We start from the raw sequence: 15,872 nt of genomic DNA on the forward strand, positions 1-15,872 counted from the left end.
CGGTCGTGGCGGTTCGCAGCAACATCGTCGGCATCGACAGTCCGGAGGCGCTGGAGAGAGCGCTTCGGGCGGCCTATTACCTTGCCGACGAAGGCCTTGCGACATCAGCCTATCTCGGCCTCGCGCTCGGCAAGCCCCTGCTGCTCGAAGGCGCGCCGGGCGTCGGCAAGACGGAAGCCGCCAAGGCGATCGCGGCCGTGCTCGGCCGGCGACTGATCCGCCTGCAATGCTACGAGGGCATCGACGCCTCCGCCGCACTCTATGAGTGGAACTACCCGCGCCAGATGCTGGCGATCCGCCAGGCCGGCGACGAAAGCATCGACATCTATGGCGAGACCTTCCTGATCGAGCGGCCAATGCTGGCCGCGCTCCGCGCGCCCGATTCCACCGTGCTGCTGATCGACGAAATCGACCGCGCCGACCAGGAGTTCGAGGCCTTCCTGCTCGAGTTCCTGTCCGACTTCCAGATCTCGATTCCCGAGCGCGGCACGGTGCGCGCGGCCGAACGCCCTGTGGTCGTGCTGACCTCGAACCGGACGCGCGATCTGCATGAGGCCCTCCGCCGGCGCTGCGTCTATCACTGGATCGACTATCCGACCGCCGAGCGCGAGGCCCGGATCATCATGATGCGCGCCTCCAGCGTCGCCGAAGCCACGGCACGTGCCGTCGTCGCAGCCGTCGAGAAATTGCGGCGCGAGCCCCTGAGCAAGGCGCCCGGCATTGCCGAGGCCGTCGACTGGGCCGAGGCCGCGACGCTCCTGCACAAGGGCGGCGCGCGCTGGCCGGACGCGTTCAAGCGCTCGATCGGCGTGGCGCTGAAGGACGAAGAGGACCTGCATTTCATCTCGCCGCGGCTCGATGCCATGCTCGCGGAGGCGACCGCATGAACCCCGAGCCGCAGCTTCCGCGCGCCGCGCGCATCTTCGTCGCGTTCGTCCCGCTGCTGCGCGCGAACGGCTTTGCGGTGGCGCCGGAGCAGACCACGACATTCCTCGCCGCGATCGAGCTGCTCGGCCCGCGCGACATCGAGCAGGTCAAGCAGGCCGCCCTGGCGACGCTGGCTCCGCCGCCCGAACGCCGCGCGACCTTCGACCGGCTGTTCGATCTCCACTTCCGCGGCAGCGAGGCCATCGCACGAGACGACGAGGGCGAGGATGACGAGACAGTCCGCCTCCAGGAGGAGGGCCGCGGCGACGAAGCGCCCCTGCTCTCCGACGAGGCCAACGAGTCAGGCCTCGCCGCGAGCCGAAGCGAGGCGCTGGTCGAGCGCCACTTTCGGATGACCTCAACCGCCGACGCCCTACGCCGCCTGGCGCGCGAGGCACCGCGCCGCCTGCCGCGACGGCGCGGCCATCGCCGCATGCGCGCACGTCGCGGATCGTTTGCCGATCTCCGCCGCACTTTACGCGACTCTGTCCGCAGCGACGGCGAGATCCTGCGGCTCCGTCACATGAAGCGGCGCCAGCGTCCGCGCAAGATGCTGCTGCTGATCGACGTCTCCGGCTCGATGAAGAGCCGCACCGAGGAGAACATGAAGCTCGCGCATGCGCTGCTGCAGGCCGCGCCTGGTGTCGAGGTCTTCACCTTCGGCACGCGGCTGACCCGCATCACCCGCCCGCTGCGGCTGAAGCGCCGCGAGCAGGCCATGAACGCCGCCGCGCACCTGGTCAGCGACTGGGACGGTGGCACCCGCATCGGCGACGCGCTCCAGGCCTTCCTCGCCGTGCCCCGCTTCGGCGGCTATGCGCGCGGCGCCGCGGTGGTGATCGTCTCCGATGGACTCGAGCGCGGCGAGACCGACGCACTTCGCGACGCCGTCGCGAAATTGTCGCGGCGGGCCTGGCGCTTGAGCTGGCTGACGCCGCTGGCGACAAGCCCCGGCTTCCGCCCGCAGACCGAAGCGCTCGTCGCCATCGAGCGCTTCGTCGATGACCTCGTGGATGGCGGTTCGAGCGCGTCGATCGTCGCGCATATTCTGGCGTTGGGACGAAGGAGAGCGGCGTGACCGATATTGTCGACGGCCATCATCACATCTGGCGGCAGGCCGACCTGCCGTGGCTGATCGGCCCCATGCAGCCGCGCATCTTCGGACCTTACGAGCCGATCCGGCGCGACTACCCGATCCAGGAATATCTCGACGACCTCAAGGGTACCGGCGTCACGCGCTCGGTCTATGTGCAGACCAACTGGGCCAACGACCGCTTCGAGGACGAGGCCGCGTGGGTGCAGCAGACTGCGGACGAACACGGCTGGCCGCACGCGATCGTCGCCTATGCCAATTTCGCCGTGGACGACGTGCGTCCGCAGCTCGACCGCCTAAAGCGCTACAAGCTGGTGCGCGGCGTGCGCATGCAGCTGCACTGGCATGAGAACCCGCTGTACCGCTTTGCGGCCCGGGCGGATCTCTGCGCCGATCCGATGATCCGCCGCAACGTCGCGCGTCTTGCCGGCTATGGCTGGAGCTTCGACCTGCAGGTGTTCACCCCGCAGATGCCGGACGCCGCAGCGCTGGCCGAGGCCTGCCCCGACGTGACCTTCATCCTCCAGCATGCCGGCATGCTGGAGGATCTCTCGCCTGGCGGTCGCGCCGCCTGGCGCGGTGGCATGGCCCGGCTCGCGGCCTGTCCGAACGTGGTCTCAAAGCTCTCCGGGCTCGGCACTTTCATCCATCGCAACGATCCCGCACACATCGCTGCCGTACTCGCGGATACCGTCGCGATCTTCGGCGCCGAGCGCTGCCTGTTCGGCTCCAATTTCCCAATCGAGAAATTGTGGACCACCTATCGCGAGCTCGTCGGCGCCTTTCGCACGGCCGCGGCGCCGTTCAGCGCGGAGCAGCAGGACGCCATCTTCAGGACGACGGCGACGCGCGTCTACCGGCTTTGACAGACAAGAAACAGATGAGGGAGGGCAACGAATGGCGCTGGAGATCAAGATCCTGGACTATGGCGATATCGAGCTGGAATCGAGCTTTCTGGTTCTCGGCCGCGACTGCGGTCGCACCCGCCGCGTCCTCACCCTCGGCTTCCTGATCCTCGGGGGGAAATATCCGGTCGTGGTCGACACCGGCTACCGCTCCAACCAGATCATGGAGACGCTGGGCATGCGCGGCCTGCAGTACCACGAGAACATGATCGAGAACCAGCTCGCGCGCCACGGAGTGCGCATGGGCGACGTCCGCTTCGTCTGCCACACCCATCTGCACATCGACCATGCCGGCAAGGACGATCTGTTTCCGATGAACACGACCGTCGTGCTCAACCGCAAGGAGCTCGAATATTCCGTCTCCGGCCTGATGCATCCGCAATATCCGGCGCCCGACATCAAGCACCTGATCGACCGGCTGCACACCAAGAGCGCGCTGCGCTTCCTCGACCTCGAGATCACCGGTCCGATCGAGCTGATGCCCGGCGTCTATTGCGACGCCGCCAATGCGCATACGGAGGGCTCGATGAACGTCATCGTCGAGACGGCCGACGGGATTGCGACCATCTGCGGCGACGTGATCTACGATTTCAACGACCAGATCGTGACGCCCTTCAACGAGATCCACGATTGGGAGCCGCGCACGACGGGCAACCACGGCACCAGCAAGCGCGCCGAGAAGGCCTCGATCAAGAAGCTGCTGAGCAATTCGCGCTATCTGCTGCCGGTGCACGACCGTCCCGCCAAGATCGAAGGCGGCAACGTCGTCGGGCGCCTGCACGATCAGGTCCCCGGACCGATCGTGCAATCCCTGCCCGCACGCAACTGGTTCCCGGCTTGAGATGATCTTGGGGATCGACCGATGACGCACGTCACCTTGCGAAGCGAATTCGAAACCCTGATCGACCCCTATGCGCCGGTCGCGCAGGTCGGCACCGGCTTTGACTTCACGGAGGGGCCGATCTGGCATCCGGTCGATCACTATCTGCTGTTCTCGGACATGCCGGGTGACGTGCGCCGGCGCTGGGATGCGCGGCGCGGCGTGGCCGAGGTCAAGCGTCCCTCGAACAAGTGCAACGGCATGACCTATGATGCCGAGCTCAATCTGATCGTCTGCGAGCACGCGACATCGTCGCTGATCCGCGAGCGGCCGGACGGGCGGCGCGAGGTGCTGGCTTCGCACTTCCAGGGCCAGGAGCTGAACAGCCCGAACGACGTCTGCGTGCACTCCTCCGGCGCGATCTATTTCTCCGACCCCTGGTACGGCCGCATGCCGGTCTATGGCGTCGAGCGGCCGCGTCAGCTCGGCTTCCAGGGCGTCTATCGCCTCGTGCCCGGCGGCGAACCGAAGCTCGTGGTCGAGCGCAATCTGTTCGACCAGCCGAATGGGCTGTGCTTCTCGCCGGACGAGAAGCTGCTCTATGTCAACGACACCGTGCAGGCGGTGGTCCGCGTCTTCGACGTCAATGCCGACGGCTCGCTGTCGAATGCGCGGGTGTTCGCAAGCGGCATCCGCTCCGAGCTCGAGGCCGGCCTGCCCGACGGCATGAAGTGCGACCAGCACGGCAATGTCTGGGTCACCGCGCCCGGCGGGGTCTGGGTCTATTCGCCGCGCGGCGAACTGCTCGGCAAGGTCCGCGTGCCCGAGATGGTCGCCAACCTCGCCTGGGGCGGGCCGGATTTCCGTACGCTTTATCTGACCTCGACACATTCGGTCTATGCCATTCCGACCAAGGTCGGTCCGCGGCACGAACCTTACATGAGCGGCCGGCGAAGCGGCGGCGGCGCGACGCCAAGCGCCTCGCCGGCGGCGCCTATCCTTGCTGACGGCGACATGCGGCTTGATCCGCAGCGCTGTGCCATGATCATCCAGGACCTCCAGAACGACGTCATCATGGATGGCGGCGCCTTCGCCGAGTCGGGCGCTCCCGGGCATGCGAAGCAGCAGCACGTCGTCGAGAATGTCCGCCGCCTCGCAGAAGCCGCGCGGGCACGGGGCGTTGCGATCATTCATGTCTGGTTCGTCGTCGAGCCGGGCGCGCCCGGCGTGACGCTGAACGCACCGCTGTTCGAAGGCCTCGTCGACAGCAAGGCGATGGTGCGCGGAAGCTGGGGCGCGGCGCCCGTCTCCGGCCTCGAACCCCGGCCCGGCGATTTCGTCGTCGAGAAGATGCGGATGAGCGCGTGGGAGGGCACTCGGCTGGAGACGATCCTCAAGGCGACCGGGCGCGACATGATCATCAACACCGGCGCCTGGACCAACATGTCGGTCGAGCACACCGCCCGCACCGGGGCGGACAAGGGCTACTTCATGATCGTCCCCGAAGATTGCTGCTCGACCATGAACGCCGACTGGCACCACGCGTCGATCAATTTCGCCATGCAGAACGTCGCGATCGTCACGAGGGCAGATGCCGTCATCAGGGCGTTGGGATGAGCGGTGGCAAAGATTTTGCACCTCTCCTGCTCGCCACGTCCTGACTCCGAGTCAAGTGCCGGCGCGCGCGTCTTTCTTGACGGCTTTCGCCAAGTCCGGCCGGACTGGGACCTCGATGTCGTGGACCTCTGGCGGGAGCGGATGCCGGAATTCTCGGGCCCCATCGCCGAGGCCAAATATGCACGGATGAACGGGCAAGCCTTCAACGACACGCAACGCGACAGCTTTGCCGAGGCCGAGCGCATGGCGCTGCGGTTTTCGTTGGCCGATCGGGTGCTGATCTCGACGCCGATGTGGAACTTCAGCATTCCCTACAAGCTCAAGCAGTGGTTCGACATCATCGTTCAGCCCGGGCTGACGTTCCGGTTCGACCCGTCACAGGGCTATCTGCCACTGCTCAAGGACCGGCCGACGCTGGTGATTCTCGCCAGCGGCAGCGACTTTGCCACCGGCATGAACCGCGGCCGCATCGACATGGCAACGCCTTACCTGCGAGACATCCTGCGCTTCATCGGTATCGACAATGTCCGTTTCGTGCCGATCGGGCCAACCACGGGACCGCAGCAGCCGATTGAGGCTGCGCGGGAAAGGGCCCATCGACGTCTGGCCGCAATGGCCACGAATTTCTGAGCGCCCGCCAACGCCGAACCCGTTCAGAGAGGCCCGATTTGCGCCGAGCCTTGCGCGTCGCCTGATCGGGCCTGACGATAGACGTGCCCTGGCTCTGCCCACAGAAACCCATTCGAGAACGGCACACCAGGATAGGCCGCCGCAAGCCGGCGGTTGCCGCCCTCGACATCGTCACGGCCGTTCAGCACGTCGCGAAAGGTCCTGGCGACGACGACCATGTCGCAATCCTGCGGCGACAGGCGAAGTGAGCCGACGTTGCTCTCACGCAAGATGCCGGCCTCGCCCAGCAGATTGGCGCAGGTGTGCGACAGGGTCTGCACCCCGTTGATGGTCAGGAAGTCCTGCTGCTCCAGCGTGTTCAGAAGGAGACCATCCGGGTCCTTCTCACAGACGAAGCGGCAATTGTCCTTGGCGAGCTTGTGCAGGCGCGCATGATAGCAACGGGCCGAGATGGCCAGCGGCACCCTGCCGAACGCGAACACTTCGATCGTGGCATCGGGAACAGCCCTTGCGATGGTCGCCACCGAGGCCAGCGGCAGCTCCGGCGGCAGGCAGATGCGCCTCGCCCCGCGCGCGGCGTGAAAGGCCGCGCTCGCCTCGTTGTAGATGTTGACGAACGGCCCGATCGCGTGCGGCCGGCCTGCGAGCGCCCTGAGACAGGTCAGGTCATTGACCTCGACCAGCCCGCCTTCGGCCGCCGCAAGCTCCTCGGTCTGACGGCGCTCACGCCGCAGCGAAACCAGGATCAGCGAACCCAGCAACACCTGCTTGCCCGCGCTCTGCAGCCGTTCGACCACGCCCGGAATGAAGTCTGCGAAGAACGGCGAGCGCTTCGAGCAGACGACCTCGCCGATGGATACGACGTCGACCGGCGCTTCGTCGGCGATCCGGAAATAGAAGTCGCGCCAGCGTTCCGGCGCCCAATTGTACAGAACGGGACCGAGGCTGAGTTGCATCTTCCGGACCTCACCTATTCGAAAAGATTAGCGCCAGGTCTTGCGATAGGCGCCGACCGTGGAGGCCTGCCCTTCGGTGAACGGCTTCAGGCTTGCGATGTCTGCCTCACTGCCGCTCGCGAGCGCCGCGAGCGCATGGCGGAAATGGCGCACCACGCTCTCGACATAGGCACGGCCGCGCTGGCGGCCCTCGATCTTGAGCGCGGTCACGCCGGCATCGCGCAAGCCTTTGAGCAGCGTCGTGGCATCCAGGCTGACGGGGTCCTCGAAAATATAGCCGGCGCCCTGCGCGGTCGAGAAGCGCCCCTTGCACAGCGTCGGATAGCCCGCAGGCTCGCTCGACCCGAACCGGTTGATGGTGAAGCCGCCCAGACTGGACTTCGTCCCATCCGCAGTCTGTTCGTAGGTCACATGGCTCGGCGGCGAGCAGACGCCCTGCATGTTCGGTGACTTGCCGGTCGCATAGGACGACAGCGAACAGCGCCCCTCGGCCATCACGCAGAGGCCGCCGAACACGAAGACTTCGGTCTCGCAGGCCGATTCCCGGGTGATCTCGGCGATCTCCGGCACACTCAGGACGCGGGGCAGCACGACGCGCCGCGCCCCGAAATTCTCGGCGTAGAAGGCGATAGCATCGGGATTTGCGGCCGCGGCCTGAACCGAGACGTGCAAGCGCTGGTTCGGATGGCGCCGCGCGGCGTAGTCCATCAATCCGATATCGGCGAGGATCAGCGCATCGGCCCCCGCACTCGCCGCGTCGTCCACCGCGCGATGCCAGATGTCGACCGCGGAGGCGCGCGGGAAGGTGTTGATGGCCACCAGGATCTTCGCGCCGCGGCCATGCGCCAGCGCGATCCCCTTGCGCAGTTCGTCGCGGCTGAAATTCAGCCCCGGAAAATTGCGCGCGTTGGTCTCGTCGTTGAAGCCGCAATAGATCGCATCGGCGCCGGCATCGATGGCGCTCTTCAACGCCGCCGGCGTGCCGGCAGGACAGATCAGCTCCATCATCTCGATTGCCCGCCATGGCCGGATGAGGCGATCACGCGGCCACGGGTCGCCTCGAAGGCCCGCCTCGCCGGCGCGCCCAGCGGACCGAACAGCGAGGACAGCTCTTCGGCCAGATCGAGCTGGGCATCGTCGATCGCATTGCGCAGCGCCAGCACCGCCTCGACATCGCCCTCGACCACGAGCTCACGCGAGAACATCAGGGCATCGCCATCGACCCTGCCTTCGAGCAGCGCCAGAAGATTGGCGAGCGAAGCCGAGATCCGCGCATCCAGACCACGCGGCAAGTCACGCACCACCGACAGGCGCGGCGGCCTGGCCTCGACCACGAAGGCGAACGGCAGATCGATCGGCTTGATACCGAACCGCGCGCGCGCGTGATCCCCGAGCCTGTCGAATATTGCGGGGTTGCGCCGATGGATCCGCTGCAGGACACCGCCGAGAGCGAGCTGCAGCGGCAGCAGAGGCAGCGGACGCATGGCCAATGCGACAAGCGGCGGAATCGTCGGCAACGGGCCGGGCGATGCGGCGGACGGATCATTCATGGCCACACATCTGGACGGATTGCACGCCGCTGTATTTGAGCGGGAACAATGAAGACCGAAAACAACCCGGCTAGCTCTCATTTTTTAGGAGCTTGTCCAGTTGCAACGTGATGTGCCACGCTTTCGCGACTTGTCCGACTTCCTGCGCTTCATCGAAGGCCGCGGACAGTTGCGACGCATTCGCGAGAAGGTCTCCGTCGTCCACGAGATCACGGAAATTCACCGGCGTGTGCTCGAGGCACACGGACCGGCACTATTGTTCGAGCAGCCCATCAAGGACGACGGCCGCCTCTCGGAGATGCCGCTCCTCACCAATTTGTTTGGAACGGTCGAGCGGATCGCATGGGGCATGGGCATCACGCCCGACCGTCTTGGAGAGCTCGGCGAGTTGATGGCCGAGCTCCGCGCACCGCGACCACCGCACGGCATCAGGGATGTCCTCGATAAGCTCCCGCTCGCGCGCGCCGCGCTGGCGACGCGCCCACGCACACGCGCGGCGGCCCCGGTCCAGGACTGCGTCGCGATGGGGCCCGACGTCGATCTTGCAAGATTGCCGGTCCAGATCTGCTGGCCCGGCGAGCCGGCGCCGCTGATCACCTGGCCACTCGTGATCACCTTGCCGCCGGAATCCGCGACGGCGGACCAGGAGGAGAATGTCGGCGTCTACCGCATGCAGGTGCTCGGCCGCGACCGCGCCATCATCCGCTGGCTGGCGCATCGCGGCGGCGCCAGGCATCACCAGCAATGGAAGGCGCTCGGGCGCGACATGCCGGTCGCGATCGTCATCGGCGCCGATCCCGCCACGATCCTTGCCGCCGTGCTTCCGCTGCCCGAAACGCTGTCCGAGCTGCGCTTTTCCGGCATCCTGCGTGGCGAGCGGCCTGACCTCGCACCATGCCTCACCGTCCCGCTCGCGATCCCGGCCGAGGCCGAAATCGTCATCGAGGGCTTCGTCTCCGCGACCGAAACCGCGCCCGAGGGGCCGTATGGCGATCACACCGGGTACTATAATTCCGTCGAGGAATTCCCGGTGATGCGCGTGACGGCGATCACCAGCCGGCGTCAGCCTGTGTACCTATCGACCTTCACGGGCCGGCCGCCGGACGAGCCGTCGCGGATCGGCGAGGCGCTCAACCAGCTGTTCGTGCCGCTGATCCGGCAGCAGTTCCCCGAGGTGACCGACTGCTGGCTGCCGCCGGAGGCCTGCTCCTACCGCGTCGCGATCGCGGCGATCAAGAAACGCTATCCCGGCCAGGCGCGGCGACTGATGCTGGGCCTGTGGTCGATGTTGCCGCAGTTCAGCTACACGAAGCTCCTCATCGTGGTCGACGACGACATCGACATCCGCGACTGGCGCGCGGTGATGTGGGCCGTCTCGACGCGCAGCGATTCCTCGCGCGATCTCGTGACGCTTACCGATACGCCGATCGACTATCTCGACTTCGCCTCGCCGAAATCCGGTCTCGGCGGCAAGCTCGGCATCGACGCCACCACGAAGATTCCGCCGGAGACGGATCGCGAATGGGGCGTTCCGTTGGCCATGGATCCCGCCGTGGTCGCGCGTGTCGATGCGATGTGGTCGAGCCTCGGCCTGTCGGGCACGCCCATGCGCGCGCTGGTCCTGACATGAGCGGGCGGCAAGGCATCATCGTCGGCATCAGCGGCGCCTCGGGTGCTGCGATCGGCATGCGCATCGTCGAGCTTCTGGCCGATGATCCACACTACGCGGTGCACCTCGTGGTTTCGCCCGCGGCAGAGCGTACGCTGAGCGAGGAAGTGGGAAGCGATGCGCTCGCGCGGCTGCGCGCCCTCGCCTTCCGCCATCATCTTCATTCCGATATCGGCGCCGCGATCGCCAGCGGCTCGTATCCGGTCGCGGGCATGATCGTGGCGCCGTGCTCGATCCGTACGCTCTCGGCCATCGCCTGGGGGCAGCTCGACAACCTTCTGACGCGCGCGGCCGACGTGCAGCTCAAGGAACGGCGCCGGCTGGTGTTGCTGGTCCGCGAAAGCCCGCTGCATCTCGGCCATCTCAGAGCGATGCTGCAGGCGACCGAGATCGGCGCGATCATCGCCCCGCCGATGCCGGCCTTCTATCTGAAACCACAGTCGCTGGATGAGGTGATCGACCAGATCGCCGCCCGGGCGATCAACCTGCTCGACCTGGCAGAGCTTCGCGCCCCCGCAAAGATCTGGTCCGGCCCGGGCGCCGAAGGCGTCTAGCCGGCCGCCTCGGCGGATCAGTTCACCTCGGCAAATCCGAGCGACGCCTTGACTCCCGGCGCGATCATCCAGGGCTGCCAGGGTGGCTCGAACGTCATGGTGACGTCGACCGATTCCACGCCAGGAACCAGGCACGCGCTGTTGGCGACGCCCTCCTTGAGAAAGGACGCGGCGGGGCAGCCGCGTGTCGTCGCCGTCATGGTGATATGCGCGGCACCGTCCTCGACCGACACATCATAGATGAAGCCGAGATCGACGATGTTGTGGCCGAGCTCGGGGTCGATCACAACCTTCAGCGCCTGCCTGATCTGCTCCACGAGATCATCATCGTTGAAATTCATGCGCGCACCCTCACGGTCAGTTGATAAGAATCCTTCTGCGGCGTGAAGCCGCCGCGCCACTGATGGCCGCGCTTGGTCAGCTCCCGAAACAGGAAGACCGGCTCACGACTGAGCAAGGCGCAGAGCGTCTGCCCGGGGGCGAGCCGCTCCACTGCAGCCAGAATCAGGACCATCGGCTCCGGCGGATCGAGGTCGCGGTTGTCGAGATGAACCGCGGGCTCCGGCCAATCGCCACCACTCGCCGCCGCGGGCGCCGGTTCAGCCGCATCGGGCGAGCCGTCGTCCGGCAGAAACCGGATCTCCCATTCGCCGCCTTCGAGCTCGGCCTCCCGATGCGCAAAGCCCTTGCTCGCCATGACGTCGAACAGGGGAACCGGCTTGAAGGGGGCATAGAGCCGCAGCCCCTCCCCGGGCGCGAGCCGCGCGAGCGCGGCCATGATGATCGAGAACGGCTCGCCGCCTGCACGCAGGATCGGCCGGACATCGACGTCGATGAACTCGGTCATTGCAGTCTCCTTTCAGTTTCGCGAGACCAACAGTTGGGGCACGACTGCTCCGGTCGGCAGACGCAGCGGCTCCGCCACGTCCGCAAGCCGCCTTGCCCTGATGAGCTCCTCGCTCAGGCCGAGCGTCGCGAGTGTCACGGCGGCGACGGCGACGCGGAAACCGAGCGCCGCGTCGACCAGGAGCATCAGGGTTGCCGCCCAGCTTCCGGCAAAGAACAGCACGAACCATTTCAACGCGCGGCGCTCGTCAACGAGATCCTGCACGCGGGGCGTCGGCACTCTGCCCATCACCGGACCGTAGGTCTCGAGCCAGGTCAGGAACGGGACGATCTTGTAGAGATTGGCGAGCACGAGGCCAGTGAGCCAGCCGAACGCGCCGAGAAAGGCGAGCACCCCGACATGCGACGGGAGAGAACCGGTCGCAACAAACGCGGCGCCGAGGATTGCGACCGCAACCAGGCTCGCCAGCGCAACGAGGCTCATGCGCGTATTGAGCTCGAGCGCGCGGCGCTTGCGGGCTCTGTACAGGCCGAGCATGTCGCGGCCGTAGGCGATTAGCGACAGCAGCGCCGCAACTCCTGCCAGCAGAAGTGCCAAATTCACCCCGGTCGCGCGCCAGAGTGCGAGCACGCCGCCGACAGCTCCGACGGTCAGCGCGGCAACGCCGGCAAGCCAGGCCAGCCGGCCCAGCCGCGCATCGCCGTCGGGCGTGAGCATGAACATCGCCAGCAGGCGATAGCTGACGCCCATGGCCGTGAATGTCAGCCATCCGCCAAGCCCGGCAATCGCGTGGATCGGAACGCCGGACACCAGCAGGTCCGGCCATTGCGTGCCGACGGCGGTTCCGGACAGCACCAGAGAGAACATGCCGCCGAATGCCGCCGTGACACAGATGCAGGCAAGCCCGGCTGCGACGAACCGCGCCTGCCCCGGCAGCGGACGGGCCGACCAGAGCGTCATGCCGAGATTGGCAACGACCAACGCGAAACCCGCAATCAGCAGGCTCGCGCCGACCGGAAGCAGCCAGGGCGGCCCGGTGAAGTGCCCGCCAAGCGTCAGGAAGCCCGCGAGCAGGATGGTCAGCCCAAGCGTCAGCAGCGCCAGAGCCGGCAGTGTCCAGCGCTCCGCATAGAGCGGCCTTGCGATCAGCACCGGCACTAACTGGAACAGCGCGCCACACAGGACCGTGCTCAACCAGCCGATGCTGACCATGTGCACGATGACGAGCGTGTCCGGGCCGCCGATGTCGTGGTTCGGAAAGCCGAACCCGGCGACAACAAGCACTTCCGCAAGCAGCAGCCATACGATTGCGACCGCGAAGTAGCTGATGGCCCATTTACAGAGGCTGGTTCCTGTCACGGCTTGCTTCCCGCGTGCGACACGAAACCCGTGTCGGCACCCGAAAAGGTAAGCAGTTGCAGTCACGACCACTTTGTCGAGGCGCAAACTCCGGCGCCTTTGGCGACTGCCGACATCAGCATCTGTTCAGGGCAAGACCAACTTCTTGCGGATCGCATAGCGGACGAGCTCAGCGGTGGACGACATCCTCAGCTTGCGCATGGCCGAGGCGCGATGGGTCTCGACGGTCTTCACACTCAATTTCAGGATGGAGCTGATCGACCTGTTGGTATGCCCCTCCGCGATCAGCTGGACCACGCTCTGCTCGCGCGAAGTCAGCAGCATGTCGGTCCGGTTCTCCTTGTTGCCCTGGTAGTCGTGCAGCAACCTCTCCAGCAGGATGCTGGTGAAGTAAGGCCTGCCGTCCAGCAGGGCCTCGATGGCGGAAATGAGGTGCTTGCGTGCGTCTGACTTGAACAGAAACCCGCGTACCCCGGCCAGAATGGCTTCAGTCAGAAGCTCTTCGCTCTCGTGCATCGTCAGGATCAGGACCTGCGCGCCAAGGTGGAGCGCCTTGAGGCGGCGACTGACCTCCAACCCGTTCATGACCGGCATGGAATAATCGACGATCACGATGTCCGGCCTGGTCTCGAGCGCCAGCGCGACCGCCTGCTCGCCATCGGTCGCCACGCCGCTCACGATCCAGCTGGAATGCGCTTCGATGATTGCACGCAGCCCGGAACGCACAACTTCATGATCATCCGCAATCAAGATGCGTTTCACCGTGTCGTTCCCGTTGGCCGACCCTTGCGCTTCCGGGCCGATACCGGCAGCAAACCGGCAGCACAGTCGAACGATCATAGGAAGCGTGGCTGGAATCGTTATCCCACAAAACCCTGATATCTCCGGGCGAAGGTACCGACGCCCCTATTGCTCGCCAATATCGCCGTTTCAAGCCTCGACCAGCCCGGTCCGAACGGCGTACCGGACCAGCCCCGCCGTCGAGTTCACCTCCAGCTTGCGCATCGCGGCTGCCCGATGGGCCTCGGTGGTCTTGACGCTGAGATCGAGGATCGCACTGATGCCCTTGTTGCTGTATCCCTCCGCGACCAGCTTGACGACCAGTTGCTCGCGGGCCGTGAGTTCGTGATGCCGCTCGCCGTTGGTCCGCGGCGCATGGTCGAGTTCGGTCTTCCGGGGCCAGAATGGCCGGTGCAGCAACAAGGCTTCGACAGCTGCGACAAGCAGCTTGTTGGCGTCGGACTTCACCAGGAATGCACGCGCCCCCGCCTCGAATGCTTGCTGGGCAAGCAGGCCCGAATTGTGCACCGTGAAGATCAGCACCTCGGTCTGCAGCGGATACTCTCTGATCCGCCGCGCCACCTCGACGCCGGTCATGCGGGGCATCGAGAAGTCGACGATGGCGACATGGGGCCGGCTTTCGATCGCGGCTGCTACCGCCATGCCGCCGTCATTCACCTCGGCGACCACCTCCCAATCCACGCGTTGCTCGAGCACCGCCCGCAAGCCCGACCGTACCGCCTCATGATCATCCGCGATGAGAATTCGCTTCATGGCAGAGCACTCCGAATCCGCATCGGCGATGGGCCGTGACCCCGGCCCGCCGCCCCGCGGTTAGTGTTTTTTCGCTGATTGTGCGCCTGCGCGGGCCCTTGCATTTGTCGTGGCCCCGCGGCGATTGGCCCTGTTCGCCGGGGGAGCATAGGGAAATACTGCACACAGCACCGTGCCGGCATGCCGCGGCGCGCGACTGGATTGGATGTCGAGCGTACCTCCGATCTCGTGCAGCCGCGCTTGCATCGCCGGAATTCCGACACCAACAGACACCGCGCTCCTGCCGAAACCCGGCGGGAGCCCAATTCCATTGTCGCTGAGCGTCAGGTGAAACCGGCCGTCCGCGGTATCGATGACGATGGCCACCTCGGTCGCGTTCGCATGACGGAAGACGTTCGTCAGCGCTTCCTGGACGACCCGCAGCAACGTTCGTTTCGTCTCGTAAGGCAACCGATCCACATCCGGCACGATGTCGACACTCGCGCGCAACGACGTGCGCGCCGCAAATCCCTCCGCGTACCGCTCGATCGCAGCCTTCAGGCCCTCACCGGCGAGGTTCCGGGGATGCAGCAGATAGGCAAAAGCGCGGATTTCCCGGAGGGCTTCATCGATCGATGCATCGATCTCGTCGCAGAGCCGCTCGGCCAAGTCCGGTTCGCCGATGCTGCTTCGGATCCGCATGAGACCGAGACTCGCGGCAATCAGGTGCTGACAGGTCGAATCATGGAGATCGGACGCTATCCGTTGCTGGATGCCTTCCTGGATCGATACCAGGCCGAGATTCACGTCGAGCCCGTTGCCCTGTCCGACCCCGCTCTCGAACGCGCGGCTGCGCAGGGCGCGGTGGCTGCCGATCAAGCGAACCGCACCACCACACGAAGATTGAACGACCGGAGTTACTACCGTTTCGACGTTCCGGGGCGAGCCGCCGAACGCGAGACGCTGCCGGATCCTGATTTCCGCTCCTTCCGCAACGCACGCCCCCAGCGCCTGGCAGACGATTCTAGCGTCGTCCGCGTTCATGCAATCGAACACATCCATGTCGTAGACGTCTCCCGGCGAGAGACCGAGCCGGGACCCAAACTCCGGATTGATCGCCTCATAGACGAAGCGCCCTTCAGGAGACGGACGCACGACGAAGAGGAGATCAGCCGAAAACGTCCAATAGAGGGCTTCGATTGATTGTTCCGAACCTGTCCGCAGCCAGTTCCCGAGGCCGGTTCGATGCGACTCGCTGGCGGGGGAGACATGTACCTTCACGATACGCACTCACTCTTCTCCGGCGACATCGCGACGCTGACAACAGCATCGCCTGTGTCCGCTCGCCTGTTCGGGGACATCTCCCCTCGCCGGCTCGCGGACGCGCCTTGGAGCCGATCCGACTATACACC

17 protein-coding genes are annotated in these 15,872 nt (G+C 65.9%); 8 read left to right on the plus strand and 9 right to left on the minus strand.

Features of this window, described 5'->3' with window-relative positions:
* The first annotated feature begins 5 nt into the window (after positions 1 to 5).
* From GGD67_RS22505 to GGD67_RS22530, 6 genes are read left to right on the plus strand one after another with little or no spacing between them, the layout of a single operon-like run.
* Positions 6 to 887 (plus strand): MoxR family ATPase, encoded by an 882-nt coding sequence (locus tag GGD67_RS22505; protein WP_018318073.1) that lies wholly within the window; start codon positions 6 to 8, stop codon positions 885 to 887.
* A complete protein-coding gene (locus tag GGD67_RS22510) occupies positions 884 to 2,005 on the plus strand; it encodes a VWA domain-containing protein (RefSeq protein WP_179735904.1) in 1,122 nt (373 codons plus the stop codon). Before GGD67_RS22505 ends, GGD67_RS22510 begins: the two co-directional genes overlap by 4 nt.
* Entirely contained in the window at positions 2,002 to 2,886 is an 885-nt protein-coding gene (locus tag GGD67_RS22515) for an amidohydrolase (protein ID WP_179735906.1), read from the plus strand. The genes GGD67_RS22510 and GGD67_RS22515 overlap by 4 nt, the downstream gene beginning before the upstream one ends.
* A 31-nt stretch (positions 2,887 to 2,917) precedes the next feature.
* Complete coding sequence (locus tag GGD67_RS22520; RefSeq protein WP_018318076.1) at positions 2,918 to 3,766, plus strand: N-acyl homoserine lactonase family protein; 849 nt, start codon at positions 2,918 to 2,920, stop codon at positions 3,764 to 3,766.
* A 21-nt stretch (positions 3,767 to 3,787) separates the two neighbouring features.
* Positions 3,788 to 5,362, plus strand: a complete 1,575-nt coding sequence (locus GGD67_RS22525) for an isochorismatase family protein (protein WP_179735908.1) — start codon at positions 3,788 to 3,790, stop codon at positions 5,360 to 5,362.
* Positions 5,363 to 5,365: 3 nt separating this feature from the next.
* Complete coding sequence (locus tag GGD67_RS22530; protein WP_179735910.1) at positions 5,366 to 5,992, plus strand: FMN-dependent NADH-azoreductase; 627 nt, start codon at positions 5,366 to 5,368, stop codon at positions 5,990 to 5,992.
* A 23-nt stretch (positions 5,993 to 6,015) separates the two neighbouring features.
* Here GGD67_RS22530 and GGD67_RS22535 read toward each other — a convergent pair whose 3' ends face one another.
* Genes GGD67_RS22535 through GGD67_RS22545 form a run of 3 tightly spaced genes read right to left on the minus strand, consistent with a single transcriptional unit; the run spans position 6,016 to position 8,498 of the window.
* Positions 6,016 to 6,948: a U32 family peptidase gene (locus GGD67_RS22535; RefSeq protein WP_179735912.1), complete on the minus strand. Its 933-nt coding sequence runs from the start codon at positions 6,946 to 6,948 to the stop codon at positions 6,016 to 6,018.
* Between the two features lie 27 nt (positions 6,949 to 6,975).
* Positions 6,976 to 7,953 (minus strand): peptidase U32 family protein, encoded by a 978-nt coding sequence (locus GGD67_RS22540; RefSeq protein ID WP_179736015.1) that lies wholly within the window; start codon positions 7,951 to 7,953, stop codon positions 6,976 to 6,978.
* Positions 7,953 to 8,498 carry an SCP2 domain-containing protein gene (locus GGD67_RS22545; RefSeq protein WP_018318081.1) on the minus strand — a complete coding sequence of 182 codons (546 nt, stop codon included), beginning with the start codon at positions 8,496 to 8,498 and terminating at the stop codon, positions 7,953 to 7,955. Before GGD67_RS22545 ends, GGD67_RS22540 begins: the two co-directional genes overlap by 1 nt.
* A gap of 100 nt (positions 8,499 to 8,598) precedes the next feature.
* Here GGD67_RS22545 and GGD67_RS22550 point away from each other — a divergent pair, with 100 nt between their 5' ends.
* Complete coding sequence (locus GGD67_RS22550; RefSeq protein ID WP_179735914.1) at positions 8,599 to 10,128, plus strand: UbiD family decarboxylase; 1,530 nt, start codon at positions 8,599 to 8,601, stop codon at positions 10,126 to 10,128.
* Positions 10,125 to 10,721: a UbiX family flavin prenyltransferase gene (locus GGD67_RS22555; RefSeq protein ID WP_179735915.1), complete on the plus strand. Its 597-nt coding sequence runs from the start codon at positions 10,125 to 10,127 to the stop codon at positions 10,719 to 10,721. The genes GGD67_RS22550 and GGD67_RS22555 overlap by 4 nt, the downstream gene beginning before the upstream one ends.
* 17 nt (positions 10,722 to 10,738) lie before the next feature.
* Here GGD67_RS22555 and GGD67_RS22560 read toward each other — a convergent pair whose 3' ends face one another.
* From GGD67_RS22560 to GGD67_RS22585, 6 genes are all read right to left on the minus strand, one after another.
* Positions 10,739 to 11,062 (minus strand): metal-sulfur cluster assembly factor, encoded by a 324-nt coding sequence (locus GGD67_RS22560; protein WP_092253157.1) that lies wholly within the window; start codon positions 11,060 to 11,062, stop codon positions 10,739 to 10,741.
* Positions 11,059 to 11,568 (minus strand): DUF2249 domain-containing protein, encoded by a 510-nt coding sequence (locus tag GGD67_RS22565; RefSeq protein WP_179735918.1) that lies wholly within the window; start codon positions 11,566 to 11,568, stop codon positions 11,059 to 11,061. Before GGD67_RS22565 ends, GGD67_RS22560 begins: the two co-directional genes overlap by 4 nt.
* Positions 11,569 to 11,580: 12 nt before the next feature.
* Positions 11,581 to 12,927, minus strand: coding sequence for a hypothetical protein (locus tag GGD67_RS22570; RefSeq protein ID WP_179735920.1), 1,347 nt, complete (start codon positions 12,925 to 12,927; stop codon positions 11,581 to 11,583).
* Positions 12,928 to 13,053: 126 nt separating this feature from the next.
* Positions 13,054 to 13,689 (minus strand): response regulator transcription factor, encoded by a 636-nt coding sequence (locus GGD67_RS22575; protein WP_026201965.1) that lies wholly within the window; start codon positions 13,687 to 13,689, stop codon positions 13,054 to 13,056.
* A gap of 168 nt (positions 13,690 to 13,857) precedes the next feature.
* Positions 13,858 to 14,481: a response regulator transcription factor gene (locus GGD67_RS22580; protein WP_018318087.1), complete on the minus strand. Its 624-nt coding sequence runs from the start codon at positions 14,479 to 14,481 to the stop codon at positions 13,858 to 13,860.
* Positions 14,482 to 14,541: 60 nt separating this feature from the next.
* Positions 14,542 to 15,750 carry an ATP-binding protein gene (locus tag GGD67_RS22585; RefSeq protein ID WP_018318088.1) on the minus strand — a complete coding sequence of 403 codons (1,209 nt, stop codon included), beginning with the start codon at positions 15,748 to 15,750 and terminating at the stop codon, positions 14,542 to 14,544.
* Positions 15,751 to 15,872 lie beyond the last annotated feature (122 nt).

The sequence above is a fragment of the Bradyrhizobium sp. IAR9 genome (genome assembly GCF_013408065.1).
Lineage (GTDB): Bacteria > Pseudomonadota > Alphaproteobacteria > Rhizobiales > Xanthobacteraceae > Bradyrhizobium.